This window comes from Cryptosporangium aurantiacum (genome assembly GCF_900143005.1).
Taxonomy (GTDB): Bacteria; Actinomycetota; Actinomycetes; order Mycobacteriales; family Cryptosporangiaceae; genus Cryptosporangium; species Cryptosporangium aurantiacum.
The window spans coordinates 118,979-131,205 of record NZ_FRCS01000013.1 but is presented as its reverse complement, the minus strand read 5'-3'; the positions used below and the strand labels follow the sequence as shown (position 1 = coordinate 131,205).

Sequence of the window (12,227 nt, the reverse complement as noted above, 5' to 3'; positions counted from 1 at the left end):
CCGCGCACAACCGCCGGTGACCACCGCCGGGGCTGACCGTCGCTCCGTCCGGGCTGGTATCAAGGGCGCATGAGCTCCGCCGCCTCCCCGACCCCGTCCGGCCCGACCGCCGGGTCCCCCACCGCCGAGGATGAAGTTCTCGACCTCGCCCGGGACCTGATCCGGATCGACACCACGAACACCGGTGAGACCGCCACCAGCGTGGGGGAGCGGGCCGCGGCCGAGTACGTCGCCGCGAAACTCGACGAGGTCGGCATCGAGGCGACGATCTACGAGAGCGAGCGCGGCCGGGCCAGCGTGGTGGCCCGCCTGGAGGGTTCGAACCCCGAGCGCGGTGGTCTGGTCCTGCACGGCCATTTGGACGTCGTGCCGGCGAACGCCGCCGACTGGTCGGTCGATCCGTTCTCCGGCGAGGTCCGCGACGGCTACCTCTGGGGCCGCGGCGCGATCGACATGAAAGACATGGACGCGATGATCTTGGCGCTCGTCCGCCAGTGGGCGCGGGAGGGGCGCAAACCACCGCGCGACATCACGCTCGCGTTCTTCGCCGACGAGGAGGCCGGCAGCGTCCACGGTGCGCACTGGCTGGTCGACCACCACCCGGAGTGGTTCGAGGGCGCCACCGAGGCGGTCAGCGAGGTGGGCGGGTTCTCCCTCAGCGTCACCGACGACCTTCGGCTGTACCTGATCGAGACCGCGGAGAAAGGCATCGAGTGGCTGCGGCTGACGGCCCGCGGCAAGGCCGGTCACGGCTCGTTCACTCACGAGGACAACGCAATCACCGCGCTGTCCGAGGCGGTGGCCCGGATCGGCAGGCACCGGTTCCCGATCGTGCTGACCGACACCGTCCGGCGCTTCCTGGACGAGGCGAGCGACGCGCTCGGCATCGAGCTCGACCCGAACGAGCCGGAGCAGGTGATCGCGAAGCTCGGGCCGATCGCCCGGATCATCGGCGCGACGCTGCGCAACACCGCCAACCCGACGATGCTCGACGCCGGTTACAAGGTGAACGTCATCCCGGGGACGGCGACCGCGGCGATCGACGGGCGGGTGCTCCCCGGCCAGGAGAAGGAGTTTCTCGCCACGATCCGGGAGCTGGCCGGGCCGGACGTCGAGGTCGAGCCGACGATGGAGCAGATCCCGCTGGAGACCACGTTCGACGGTGAACTGGTCGACGCGATGGCGGACGCACTGCGGCACGAGGATCCGGGAGCGCGTCCGGTCCCGTACATGCTCTCCGGCGGTACCGATGGCAAGGCGTTGTCGCGTCTGGGCATTCGATGCTTCGGGTTCGCCCCGTTGCGGCTGCCCCCGGATCTCGATTTCGCCTCGCTGTTCCACGGTGTCGACGAGCGGGTCCCGGTTGACGGCCTAAAGTTCGGGGTGCGTGTGCTCGACCGCTTTCTCGCACGTAGCTAGCACAGTCCGCAGTTGACCTCTCCACGTCGAGGAGCCCAGGCGATGTCTACGGAAGCTCAGATCGACGCGGCGCTGGAGGCGGTCGTCCATGCCGCCCGGCACCATCGGGCCGTGCTGCGCGCCGGAGCCGCGGAAGAGCAGGTCTGGCGTGCCTACGTCGCGTTGAACAACGCCACCGTGCGCTACGACGACCTGATCAGCGAGGTCTACGACGAGGTCACGCCGTGGGACTGCGAGTACCTGGAGTCGGACGGCGAGGCGCCGCCGGAGCCGGCCGTTCCTCCGGTGCTGCCGCCCGCCGACGTGCCCGTGCCCGTGCCGGACGGTGGTGCGCTGTTGGTGTCGGTCCGGCACCGGCGCGACTACGTCGTCCCGCAGCCGTCCCGCTTGCTCGCGCTGGCGACCGAGGCGCGCCGGACGTCGTGGGCCGCGGTGGACGCCACCCACGCGGCCCGGCCGGTGACCGAGGTCGGCGAGGCGGTCAACGAGCTGGTGCAGGCCGGTGACGGCACGGTCGCCGCGCTCGACGCCTACCCCGAGGAGCTGGTGCCGGGGAACGGCGTCCTGGTCGTGAACGCGCTGCGGCGGCCGCTCACGTTCGCCGATACACCGGCCACCGCGATCCCCGACCCGCTGCTGCTCGGGCCGGACGAGGCCCAGCTCTACCGGATGGACGAGGAGATCGTCGACGAGGACTCGCTCGACGAGCCGGCCGCGGCGTACGGCGACCCGACCGCGCCGCGCGGGCCGGTGAACGACCCCGCGGCCAGCCTCTGGTAAGAGAATCGGCCCGTTACGTCGGTAACGGGCTGATTTTCTGGGGCGCCCTGCCGCGCCCCCGCGACGGCCGCTTACGGACGCCGGAGGCGGCTGAGGCCGTCGGCGACCGCGCCACCGGCGGCGGTGACGAGCTTCGCCAGCGGGTCCTTGGAGGACGCCACCGCGTCCCGGTAGGCCCCGGCGGCGGCCTTCACCTCGGCGGCGAACGACGCGTCGGGGTCGTCCGCCCGGCGCGGGTAGTCACCCCTCAACCGGGCGGCGTACTCCTCGCCGGCCGCCCAGCGCTGCAGCTCGGCCGCCCGGAGGGCGGGCAGCGGATGGGCCCGACCGGCCAGGTGACCGAGCTTGAGGATGCTGTCCCGGATGTCGGTGGCGGCGTCGTACTCGCGCGACTGGGCGACGAACTCGGCCAGCTCCTCCGGGTCGGTGCTGGTCGCACCGGCGAGCAGCGCGTGCGTGCGCAGGGCGGCCGCCGGGTCCTGCCCGCAGAGCAGACCGGCCCGGTCACAGGACAACTCGGACTTGCGGTACCACTCCTCGAGCGCGAGCTGGATCGCCCGGAGGCCCCAGTAGCCGATCGGGAACCAGGCCAGGTTCAGCGACGCGCTGGTCAGGTGCAGCAGCAGCGTCCGGTACACGGCGTGCCCGCTCAGCACGTGCCCCATCTCGTGCCCGATCGTAAACCGGAGCCCGTCGGTGTCGAGCAGGTCGATCAGCCCGGTGCTCAGGACGAGGAACGGCGTGTCCATGCCGATGGTCATCGCGATCGGGTCGGGGTTGCGCAGGACGAACACCTCGGGCGCCGGGCCGACGTCGAGCGTCGCGGCGCACTCGAGGCGGAGCTCGTGCACGGTCGAGAACTGACGCGGGGTCACCTTCACCGCGGACGCGAGCAGCAGCAGCCGTTCGCGGCGCTCGCCGACCGCGCCGGACAGAGCGCGGAGCACCGCGGGCAGACCGGGCACCGACCGCAACGCGACCAGCGCACCCCGGTCAGCCGGGTGCTCGTACGCCCGCGGGCTGATCCCGGGGAACTGCCGACGCTCGGCGGGGTTCTCAGCGGTCATCGATGGCCTCCTCGGTCGTCGGGGGCCACCGTATGTGCGGACGGCAAGTGATCAGGTAGCCAGGACGGGGGACGCGGAGCCGGTCGAGCGGCGGCGGCGGAGGACGACCTTCCGCGTACCGTCGGCGTAGAGCCGGACGCGCGCCAGCTCCCAGCCGCCGTACTCGGCGCGGATCGTCAGCTCCACCTGTGCGCTCATCCGATCGGTGCCTGGTGGCAACCTCAGCGGTGCGTATTCGTAATCTGGGGGCACCTCGTCATAGTGCCTCTTTTTAGGGCCGGAGGCCCGCCAACTGGCACGAGTGCACGCGAAGACCCGCGTTGTGCGCGGGGTGCGCCGCAATATCCCCACAAAATCACCCGCCGTCGCGCTCCGGATACCCGAATTCGGGCGCGGAAACGTCGTCCAGCGCTCGGCGGATCTCGGCCGGCAGCGTCAGCGACTCGGTCTGCAGCGACCCCATCAGCTGACCGACCGTCCGGGCACCGACCACCGGAGCGGCCACGCCCGGCCGGTCGCGGATCCAGGCCAGCGACACCGTGAGCGGGGAGACGCCGAGGCCGTCCGCGGCCGTCGCGACCGCTTCGACGACCCGGGCCGACCGGTGTTCGAGGAACCGCCCGACGAACCGCTCGAAGTGCGGTGAGGCGCCGCGCGAGTCCGGCGGCGTCCCGTGCCGGTACTTCCCGGTCAGCACGCCGCGGCCGAGCGGCGACCAGGGCAGCAGGCCGATGCCCAGGTCGAGCGCGGCGGGCACGACCTCGCGCTCGACGCCCCGCTCCAGCAGCGAGTACTCCACCTGGGTGGAGATCAGCCGGGGACGGCCGTGGGCGAGCTGCCAGGTGGCGGCCTTCGCGGTCTGCCACCCGGTGTAGTTCGACATCCCGACGTAGCGCGCGCGCCCGGTGCTGACCGCGATGTCGACCGCGGACAGGGTCTCCTCCAGCGGCGTGTGCGGGTCCCAGGCGTGCAGCTGCCAGAGGTCGACGTGGTCGGTCCGCAGCCGCGCGAGCGAGGCGTCCAGCGCGGAGAGGAGGTGGCCCCGCGACGCGTCCCGACGCCGCAGGGCGGGCACCGCGACCGCCTTGGTGGCGATCTGCACCGCCGAGCGCGGCACGACCGACCCGATCAGCTCGCCGAGGATCTCCTCCGCCCTGCCGTCCGCGTAGACGTCCGCGGTGTCGACGAGCGTCCCTCCGACGTCGGTGAATGCTTTGAGCTGTTCGGCGGCGTCGTCGGCTTCGGTGTCCCGCCCCCAGGACATGGTCCCCAACGCGAGCCGGGACACCATCAGCCCGCTGTGGCCGAGGGCACGCAGTTCCATGGCAGCGGACGCTACCGTCGCCCCGCCCCACACCGGAGCACCGACCCGCCGTTACGCTGCGCCGTGACCTCGTCGGCCGCTGGGCGGGCGGGACCACCGTGCACGAGTCAGACGGGAGCAGCGCGTGAAGCTGGGGGTGAACCTCGGGTACTGGGGCGCGGGCAACGACGCCGCGAACCTCGAGCTGGCCCGGGAGGCGGACCGTCTCGGTTGGTCGTCGGTGTGGGTGGCCGAGGCCTACGGCTCGGACGCCGCCACCGTGCTGGCGTGGGTCGCCGCCCAGACGCAGACGATCGACATCGGATCGGCCGTGATGCAGATCCCGGCCCGCTCACCGGCGATGACCGCGATGACCGCCGCCACCCTCGACACGCTGTCCGGCGGCCGGTTCCGGCTCGGGCTCGGCGTCTCCGGTCCGCAGGTGTCGGAGGGGTGGCACGGCGTCCGGTTCGACAAGCCGCTGGGCCGCACCCGCGAGTACGTCGACATCGTGCGGATGGCGCTGGAGCGCAAGCGTCGCGTCGCCTACGACGGCGAGCACTACCGGCTGCCGCTGCCCGACGGGCCGGGCAAGGCCCTGATGCTCACCGTCCACCCGGTGCGCGAGTACATCCCCACCTACCTCGCCGCGGTCGGGCCGAAGAACCTGGAGCTGACCGGCGAGATCGCCGACGGCCTGCTGGCGATCTTCTTCTCCACCGACTTCGGTCCGGAGCAGCTGGAGCTGGTCCGGAAGGGCCGGGAGAAGGTCGGCAAGACGATGGACGGCTTCGACGTCGTCGCGACGGTTCCGGTCGTGGTCGGTGACGACCCGGTCGCCTGTGCCGACGCCGTGCGCGGCTACACGGCGCTCTACGTCGGCGGCATGGGCAGCCGGGAGAAGAACTTCTACAACCAGCTCGCCGTCCGCATGGGTTACGCCGACGAGGCCGCCGAGGTCCAGGACAAGTACCTCCGCCGCGACTACGCGGGCGCGATGGCCGCGCTGCCGTTCGAGTTCCTCGACCGCACCGCGCTGCTCGGCCCGGTCGAGCGGATCGCGTCCGGGCTGCGCGCGCTGGCCGATGCCGGTGTCACGACCGTCGCGGTGGCCGCGTTCCCCGGTCAGGAGGTCGGCCCGGTGGACACGCTGCGGGCCGTCGACGAGGCGTACCACCTGGCCGGGCTCTCCAAGGCGGGGGACGCAGAGCATCAGTGAACATCTTCGAAGCGATCCTCCTCGGCGCCGTCGAGGGGTTCACCGAGTTCCTGCCGATCTCCAGCACCGGTCACCTGACGATCCTCGAGAAGCTGCTCGGCTACTCGATCGACGACCCGGACATCACCGCGTTCACCGTGATCATCCAGTTCGGCGCGGTGCTGGCGACGATCATCTTCCTGCGCGACACGATCTACCGGATCATCGTCGGCTTCTTCGCCGGGCTGTTCGGCAAGCGCCCGAAGACCGACCCGGACTTCCGGTTCGGCCTCGCGGTGATCGTCGGGTCGATCCCGATCGTCATCGTCGGGTTCCTGTTCCAGGACGCGATCAAGACGACGCTGCGCAGCCTGTGGTTCGTCGGGTTCGCGCTCATCCTGTGGAGCGGCGTCATGTGGTTCGCCGACCGGGCGGCCACTCAGCGCCGGCACGAGGAGGACATCACCTGGAAGGACACGCTGATCATCGGGGTGGTCCAGTGCCTGGCGCTGATCCCGGGCATCTCCCGATCGGGCGCCACGATGTCGGCCGGGCTGCTGCGCGACTTCGACCGGGTGACGATCACCAAGCTCTCGTTCCTGCTGTCGATCCCGGCGCTGACCGGCGCGAGCATCCTGCAGGGCATCGACGAGTACGACCGGATCTCCTCCGGGGTGGGCTGGCCGGCCACGATCACGGCCGGGGTCGTCAGCTTCATCGTCGGCTACATCTCGGTGTCGTGGCTGCTGAAGTTCATCGCCAAGCACAGCTACACGGTCTTCATCGTCTACCGGGTCGTGCTCGGCACGATCGTGCTGCTGCTGGTCGGCACCGGAGTCATCTCCGCGACGTAAACGCCCGACGTACCGTTGGCGGCACTGCCCCTCGATCGAAGGCCCCATCGACTTCAAGGACGGACGCATGCCGACGCTGGTGCTGCTGCGGCACGGCCGGAGTACCGCGAACACCAGCGGGGTGCTCGCCGGGTGGACGCCGGGCGTCAACCTGGACGACCACGGCCGGAAGCAGGCCGACGCGGTGGCCGAGCGGCTGCGACCGCTGCCGCTCGCGGCGATCGTGTCCAGCCCGCTCGACCGGTGTCAGCAGACGCTGGCGCCGGTGTGGGCGGACCGGAACGTCGCCCCGGTGATCGACGACCGGTTCGGCGAGTGCCGCTACGGCGACTGGACCGGCCGGAAGCTCACCGAGCTGGTGAAGGAACCGCTCTGGAAGGTCGTCCAGCAGCACCCGTCGGCGGCGGTGTTCCCCGGCCCGGAGGGCGAAGGCCTGGCCACCACGCAGTCCAGGGCCGTGGCCGCGGTCCGGGACTGGAACGCCAGGGTCGAGGCCTCGCACGGCCCGGACGCGATCTGGCTGGCGTGCAGTCACGGCGACGTGATCAAGGCCGTCCTCGCCGACGCCTACGGCATGCACCTCGACCTGTTCCAGCGGATCGTCGTCGACCCGTGCTCGGTGAGCGTCATCCGGTACGCGGAAACGCGGCCGTTCGTGGTGCGCGTGAACGACGTCGGGGGCGATCTGACCGGTCTCCTCCCGCCCCCGAAATCAGCCGGTAACGAGGGTGACGTGGACGCCTCGGACGCGGTCGTCGGCGGCGGCACGGGCGCTGTCTGAGAGGGGTACCTCGTGGAGGCGACACCGGCCAGGACCGCGTAGGGTCGAGGCATGGCAGGTCAGGTCTACGCGTTCGAACGCCCCGAGAGGTTCGTCGCCGGAACGGTGGGAGAGCCCGGCGACCGCACGTTCTACCTGCAGGCCACCGACGAGAGCCGCACCGTCAGCGTCGTGCTCGAGAAGACTCAGGTGGCGCTGCTGGCCGAGCGGCTCGTCGAGCTCCTGGACGAGGCCCAGCGCCGGCTCGGTGCTGACACCGGGGACGACCCCGAGGACGTCGACACCGCACCGCTCGCGGCACCGGTCGAGGAGGAGTTCCGGGTCGGCACGCTCTCGCTGGCGTGGGACGCCGAGTCGTCCACCGTCATCGTCGAGGCGACCGCCCAGTCGGACGACGAAGAGGCCCCTGAGGAGGACCTCGACAGCCTCCGCGTCCGGCTGACCGCCACCGAGACCCGGGCGTTCGTGGCCAGGGCCGTCCGGGTGGTCGCGGCCGGGCGTCCCCCGTGCCCGCTGTGCGGGTTGCCGCTGGAGTCCGGCGGGCACATCTGCCCCCGTCAGAACGGATACCGGCGCTGAGCACAGCAGAACAGGCGGGCGCAGCGGATCAGCCGCCGGTGCTGGAGCCGGCCGACGCACTCACCCTGCTGGCGACGGGTGAGCTGACGATCGAAGGGCGGCTGGTCGACGCCAGCAATGCGACGTTGTTCGCCGCGGTCAGCGCCGATGGCGTGACCGCGGCGTGCGTCTACAAGCCGATCCGCGGCGAGCGTCCGCTCTGGGACTTCCCGGACGGGACGCTCGCCGGCCGCGAGGTCTCGACGTACCTGCTCGACCAGGCGCTCGGCTGGGACCTCGTGCCGCCGACACTGCTCCGCGACGGCCCGTTCGGGCCCGGGATGTGCCAGCTGTGGATCGAGTCCGAGCCGGTGGACGAGCTGGTCGACGTGATGCCGCAGAACCGGGTGCCGAAGGACTGGTTCCCGGTCTTCGGCGGTGTGGACGGCAGCGGGCGGGACGTCGTCGTCGCGCACGCCGACGACCGGCGGCTGCGGCGGCTGGCGGTGCTGGACGCCGTCGCGAACAACGCCGACCGCAAGGGTGGGCACCTGCTGCTCACCGCCGAGGGCCACCTGTACGGCGTCGACCACGGGCTCTGCTTCCACGAGGAGCCGAAGCTCCGGACGCTGCTCTGGGGGTGGGGCGGCGAGCCGCTCGACGCTGACGAGATCGCGGCGCTGACCCGGGTGCGGGAGGAGCTGGCCGACGGTGCGCTCCGCGAGGCGCTGGAGGACCACCTGACCGGCGCGGAACTCCGCGCGACGGTCGCGCGGGTCGAGCGTCTCCTCCGCACCGGCCGCTTCCCGCGCCCCGCGGGCCACCGCCACACCGTCCCCTGGCCACCCTTTTAAGCGGGCGGGCTCCAGGTCAGAGCACGAGCTAGAAACTCGTGGCGACGCTGATCGCTTCCCATTTCCGGAGGTCGTCAGCGAGCTGGGTCTGGTGGGCGCGGAGCGCGTCGACGGCGTCGCGGCCGAGGGGGAGGCGGAGCGGTGCGTCTGCGCTGTGCACCATGTCGACGATGGTGCGCGCTGCCTTCGCCGGATCGCCCGGCTGCACACCGTCGTCGGCGGCGAGGTTCGCGCTGACGGTGCCCACTGTGTCCCGGTAGGCGTCCAGCGGCGTCGAGGTCAGCATCCGCGCGCCGTTCAACCCGGTGCGGAACGCACCCGGCTCGACGATCAGCACCCGGACGCCGTGCGGCGCCAGCTCCGCGGCCAGCGCCTCGGACAGGCCCTCGAGCGCGAACTTCGCCGCGCTGTACGCGCCGACGCCGGCGAAGCTCAGCTGCCCGCCCATCGAGCTGATCTGCACGATCGTGCCCGAGCCCTGCGTCCGCAGGTGCGGCACCGCGGCTTTGGTCACGGCCACCGCGCCGAAGAACATCACCTCCATGACGTGACGCAGCTCGTCCATCGTCAGCTCCTCGACCGCGCCGACGGCGGCGAACCCGGCGTTGTTCACCACGACGTCGAGCCGGCCGAACGCGTCTAGCGTGGCGTCGACGGCCGCCGCCGCGGCGTCCGGATCGGTGACGTCGAGGGCCGCGGTGCGGAGCCGGTCACCACCGGCGGCCACCAGGTCGGCGAGGTCGTCGGGCTTCCGTGCGGTCGCCATCACGGAGTCGCCCGCCGCGAGCGCCGCACGCACCAACGCGTGTCCGAAGCCGGACGAGCAACCGGTGATCAACCAGGTCTGTGTCATGCCTCCAGCCTCGCCAGCGGACCGTCGATCCCGCCAACACCGATTGCCGTCTGCCGTTACAGTCTGGCCCTGTGACCGACGTCGAGCTGCGGCACCTGCGCTACTTCGTCGCGGTCGCCGAGGAGCGCAGCTTCACCGCGGCCGCTGCCCGCCTGGGTCTCGCGCAGCAGTCGCTGTCGCAGCAGATCGTCGTGCTGGAGCGTCGCCTGCGGGCCCAGCTGTTCGACCGCGACACGCGCGGCACCCGGCTCACCGAGGTCGGCCGGGTGTTCCTGCCCGAGGCGCGGGCGGTACTGGCGCGCGCCGAGGAAGCGGTCGCCACGGTCGCGCGGGCCGCGCGCGGCGAGGTCGGGCGGGTGGATCTCGCGTTCCTCGCGTCGGCCGCGAACACGCTGCTACCGCCGGTGGTGCGGGCCCTGCGGGGCCGCTTTCCGAACCTGGAGGTGACGACCGACGCGGTGTCGATCGCCGAGTTGGTGACCGGCCTGCGGTCCGGGCGGTACGACGTCGGGTTCGGCCGGCCGCCGTGCGTCGACGACCTGGCGACGCGGACGATCGCCACCGAGCCGGCGTGCGCGGTGCTGCCGAGCGACCACCCCCTGGCGTCGCGCGCGACGCTGCGGCTGGCTGACCTCGCCGACGAGCCGTGGGTTCTCACCCCGCGCGACTCCTGGCTGCCGTGGCACCAGAAGTACGACGCCGACTACGCGGCGGCCGGGTACCGGCCCCGGGTCGTCCAGGAGGCGACCAGCGTGCAGGGTCTGCTCGCGCTGGTCGCCGCCGGGGTCGGGGTGACCCGGCTGGCGGCGTCGTCGCGGAGCGTGCGGGGGAGCGGCGCGGTGTTCGTGCCGCTGGAGGGCGAGGTGGCCGAGACCGTGGTGACCTGGCGTCCGGACCGGGAGACGCACCTCGTCCGCACCGTACTGGCGGTCGTGGCGGACCTCGCCGCCACGACCGACCTGACGACCGACTAGCTAGTCCTCGGAGCCGTGCGTCGAGGAGCTGCGGTAGTCCGTGTACGTGTAGGGGTTGTCGAGGACCTTGGTCTCCGGGACGTCGGGGTTCATGCCGGCGGCCCAGGCCGCCTCCCCGAGCTCGCTCTGCAGGTAGCCGACGGTCTCCTCGATCGCGGCCCGCGCGGCGGCCAGGTCGATGCCGACCAGCTTCCCGTCGTGCTTGACGACCTTGCCGTCGACCAGCACCGTGTGCACGTCGCCGCGCTGGGCCTGGAGCGTCACGTGCCCGTACGGGTTGAGCACCGGGAACATCACCGGTGACGCGTCGTTCTTGATCAGCACGACGTCGGCCTTGAGACCGGGCGTGAGCCGGCCGACCAGGTGGTCGATTCCGAGCGCGGCCGCACCACCCCGGGTAGCCCACTCGACGACCTGGTCGGCGCGCAGGTACGAGTGGGTCACGGTGTCGCCGGTCTTGTGCGCCTCCAGGTGCTCCCGCGACCGGTCGGCGCCGAGCGTCGCCCGCATCGCCGAGAACAGGTCGCCGCTCTGCCAGACGCTGGTGTCCATCGAGAGCGACACCGGGATGCCGTGCTTGCGCAGCGCCCAGGTGGGCGGGTAGCCCTGCCCGCAGCTCTGCTCGCTCTCGGTGGCGACCGACACCGAGCCGCCGGTGGCCGCGATCCGCTGGTACGAGTCGTCGTTCAGCGTCGCCGCGTGCACGTAGACCGTGCCGGGCGTCATGAAGCCGTTCTCGTACATCAGGCGGATGCCGTCGTCGTTGGTCGCTCCCCAGACCCCGGCGTGCGTCGTGACGTTCGCACCCAGTTCCCTGGCCACCTCGAACGCGGCCCTCTCCGGGAACGCCGGATCGCCGGTGACGTCGAACGCGAGCTGGAAGCCGAGCATGTCGCCGCGGTGCATGCGGCGCTCGACGAAGTCGCGGAACTCAGGGGTGGCGGTCCACTCCCAAGACCCGGCCTGGATGTTGCCGTAGGCGAACACGAACCGGCCGGGGACCGCCTCCAGGGCGTCCACCGCGGCGTCGGCGTGCTGGGTCGTGTGGTTGTTGTGCGACCAGTCGACGGTCGTGGTGACGCCCGCGTCGAGCGCCTCGATCGCGGACAGCAGATTGCCCGCATAGATGTCCTGCGGGCGGAACACCTTGCCGTGCTGCAGGTAGTAGAAGACGAAGTACTGGGTCAGCGTCCAGTCGGCACCGTAGCCGCGCATCGCGGTCTGCCACATGTGGCGGTGGGTGTCGATCATGCCGGGCAGCACGATGCCGCCGGTCGCGTCGATCTCCACGGTGCCGTCCGGGACGGTCAGCGCCGGGCCGACCGCCTCGATCCGGTCGTCGACGACGAGGACGTCGGTGTCGCGGAGGATCGAACGGCCGGCGTCCATCGGCAGGACCGTGCCACCACGCAGCACGATCGGGCGGCCGGACCGGAGCTGCTCGGTGATCTGATCGCTCATGGGTGTTCGACTCCTTCGTCGTCAACCGGCGTGCGTTTCAGCGGACGTATGTCCGCACAGTGACTGCGTCGTGGTGAGGCAACGATCGTGCGACGGCGAGGCCCTGTCAAGGGTGGGCAGCGACG

General features: G+C 71.6%; 13 protein-coding genes. 8 read left to right on the top strand and 5 right to left on the bottom strand.

The window, feature by feature from the left end:
- Window positions 1–69: 69 nt before the first annotated feature.
- Window positions 70–1,419, top strand: a complete 1,350-nt coding sequence (locus tag BUB75_RS33180; protein WP_073262750.1) for a M20/M25/M40 family metallo-hydrolase — start codon at window positions 70–72, stop codon at window positions 1,417–1,419.
- A gap of 42 nt (window positions 1,420–1,461) precedes the next feature.
- Window positions 1,462–2,199, top strand: coding sequence for a hypothetical protein (locus tag BUB75_RS33175; RefSeq protein ID WP_073262748.1), 738 nt, complete (start codon window positions 1,462–1,464; stop codon window positions 2,197–2,199).
- A 71-nt stretch (window positions 2,200–2,270) separates the two neighbouring features.
- Here BUB75_RS33175 and BUB75_RS33170 read toward each other — a convergent pair whose 3' ends face one another.
- The 3 genes from BUB75_RS33170 to BUB75_RS33165 all read right to left on the bottom strand — a co-directional run bounded on the left by BUB75_RS33170 (window position 2,271) and on the right by BUB75_RS33165 (window position 4,590).
- On the bottom strand, window positions 2,271–3,266 hold the full coding sequence (locus tag BUB75_RS33170; protein WP_073262746.1) for a M48 family metallopeptidase: 996 nt from the start codon (window positions 3,264–3,266) through the stop codon (window positions 2,271–2,273).
- A gap of 51 nt (window positions 3,267–3,317) precedes the next feature.
- Window positions 3,318–3,518 carry a DUF5703 family protein gene (locus BUB75_RS46635; RefSeq protein ID WP_178380036.1) on the bottom strand — a complete coding sequence of 67 codons (201 nt, stop codon included), beginning with the start codon at window positions 3,516–3,518 and terminating at the stop codon, window positions 3,318–3,320.
- Window positions 3,519–3,621: 103 nt separating this feature from the next.
- Window positions 3,622–4,590, bottom strand: coding sequence for an aldo/keto reductase (locus tag BUB75_RS33165; protein WP_073262743.1), 969 nt, complete (start codon window positions 4,588–4,590; stop codon window positions 3,622–3,624).
- 124 nt (window positions 4,591–4,714) lie between these two features.
- On the opposite strand from BUB75_RS33165, the gene BUB75_RS33160 reads away from it, so the two are divergent.
- From BUB75_RS33160 to BUB75_RS33140, 5 genes are all read left to right on the top strand, one after another.
- The gene (locus BUB75_RS33160; protein WP_073262741.1) at window positions 4,715–5,788 is read left to right on the top strand and encodes an LLM class F420-dependent oxidoreductase; all 1,074 of its coding nucleotides are present in this window, start codon (window positions 4,715–4,717) and stop codon (window positions 5,786–5,788) included.
- The gene (locus BUB75_RS33155; RefSeq protein WP_073262739.1) at window positions 5,785–6,621 is read left to right on the top strand and encodes an undecaprenyl-diphosphate phosphatase; all 837 of its coding nucleotides are present in this window, start codon (window positions 5,785–5,787) and stop codon (window positions 6,619–6,621) included. Before BUB75_RS33160 ends, BUB75_RS33155 begins: the two co-directional genes overlap by 4 nt.
- Before the next feature lie 67 nt (window positions 6,622–6,688).
- Complete coding sequence (locus tag BUB75_RS33150; RefSeq protein WP_073262737.1) at window positions 6,689–7,402, top strand: histidine phosphatase family protein; 714 nt, start codon at window positions 6,689–6,691, stop codon at window positions 7,400–7,402.
- A 51-nt stretch (window positions 7,403–7,453) separates the two neighbouring features.
- The gene (locus tag BUB75_RS33145) at window positions 7,454–7,981 is read left to right on the top strand and encodes a DUF3090 family protein (protein ID WP_073262735.1); all 528 of its coding nucleotides are present in this window, start codon (window positions 7,454–7,456) and stop codon (window positions 7,979–7,981) included.
- A 38-nt stretch (window positions 7,982–8,019) separates the two neighbouring features.
- Window positions 8,020–8,814 (top strand): SCO1664 family protein, encoded by a 795-nt coding sequence (locus BUB75_RS33140; RefSeq protein WP_143175562.1) that lies wholly within the window; start codon window positions 8,020–8,022, stop codon window positions 8,812–8,814.
- Between the two features lie 28 nt (window positions 8,815–8,842).
- Here the strand turns inward: BUB75_RS33140 and BUB75_RS33135 are convergent, their stop codons facing one another.
- Window positions 8,843–9,667 carry an oxidoreductase gene (locus tag BUB75_RS33135; protein ID WP_073262733.1) on the bottom strand — a complete coding sequence of 275 codons (825 nt, stop codon included), beginning with the start codon at window positions 9,665–9,667 and terminating at the stop codon, window positions 8,843–8,845.
- A 71-nt stretch (window positions 9,668–9,738) separates the two neighbouring features.
- Here BUB75_RS33135 and BUB75_RS33130 point away from each other — a divergent pair, with 71 nt between their 5' ends.
- On the top strand, window positions 9,739–10,641 hold the full coding sequence (locus tag BUB75_RS33130) for a LysR family transcriptional regulator (protein ID WP_073262731.1): 903 nt from the start codon (window positions 9,739–9,741) through the stop codon (window positions 10,639–10,641).
- Here BUB75_RS33130 and BUB75_RS33125 read toward each other — a convergent pair whose 3' ends face one another.
- Window positions 10,642–12,102, bottom strand: coding sequence for an amidohydrolase family protein (locus BUB75_RS33125; protein ID WP_073262729.1), 1,461 nt, complete (start codon window positions 12,100–12,102; stop codon window positions 10,642–10,644).
- Between the last annotated feature and the right edge of the window lie 125 nt (window positions 12,103–12,227).

Bases quoted from the DNA above. Each gene is read 5' to 3' on its own strand.
- BUB75_RS33180 (WP_073262750.1), top strand. From the start codon at position 70: ATGAGCTCCGCCGCCTCCCCGACCCCGTCCGGCCCGACCGCCGGGTCC.
- BUB75_RS33175 (WP_073262748.1), top strand. From the start codon at position 1,462: ATGTCTACGGAAGCTCAGATCGACGCGGCGCTGGAGGCGGTCGTCCAT.
- BUB75_RS33125 (WP_073262729.1), bottom strand. From the start codon at position 12,102: ATGAGCGATCAGATCACCGAGCAGCTCCGGTCCGGCCGCCCGATCGTG.
- BUB75_RS33170 (WP_073262746.1), bottom strand. From the start codon at position 3,266: ATGACCGCTGAGAACCCCGCCGAGCGTCGGCAGTTCCCCGGGATCAGC.
- BUB75_RS33135 (WP_073262733.1), bottom strand. From the start codon at position 9,667: ATGACACAGACCTGGTTGATCACCGGTTGCTCGTCCGGCTTCGGACAC.
- BUB75_RS33150 (WP_073262737.1), top strand. From the start codon at position 6,689: ATGCCGACGCTGGTGCTGCTGCGGCACGGCCGGAGTACCGCGAACACC.
- BUB75_RS33145 (WP_073262735.1), top strand. From the start codon at position 7,454: ATGGCAGGTCAGGTCTACGCGTTCGAACGCCCCGAGAGGTTCGTCGCC.
- BUB75_RS33165 (WP_073262743.1), bottom strand. From the start codon at position 4,590: ATGGAACTGCGTGCCCTCGGCCACAGCGGGCTGATGGTGTCCCGGCTC.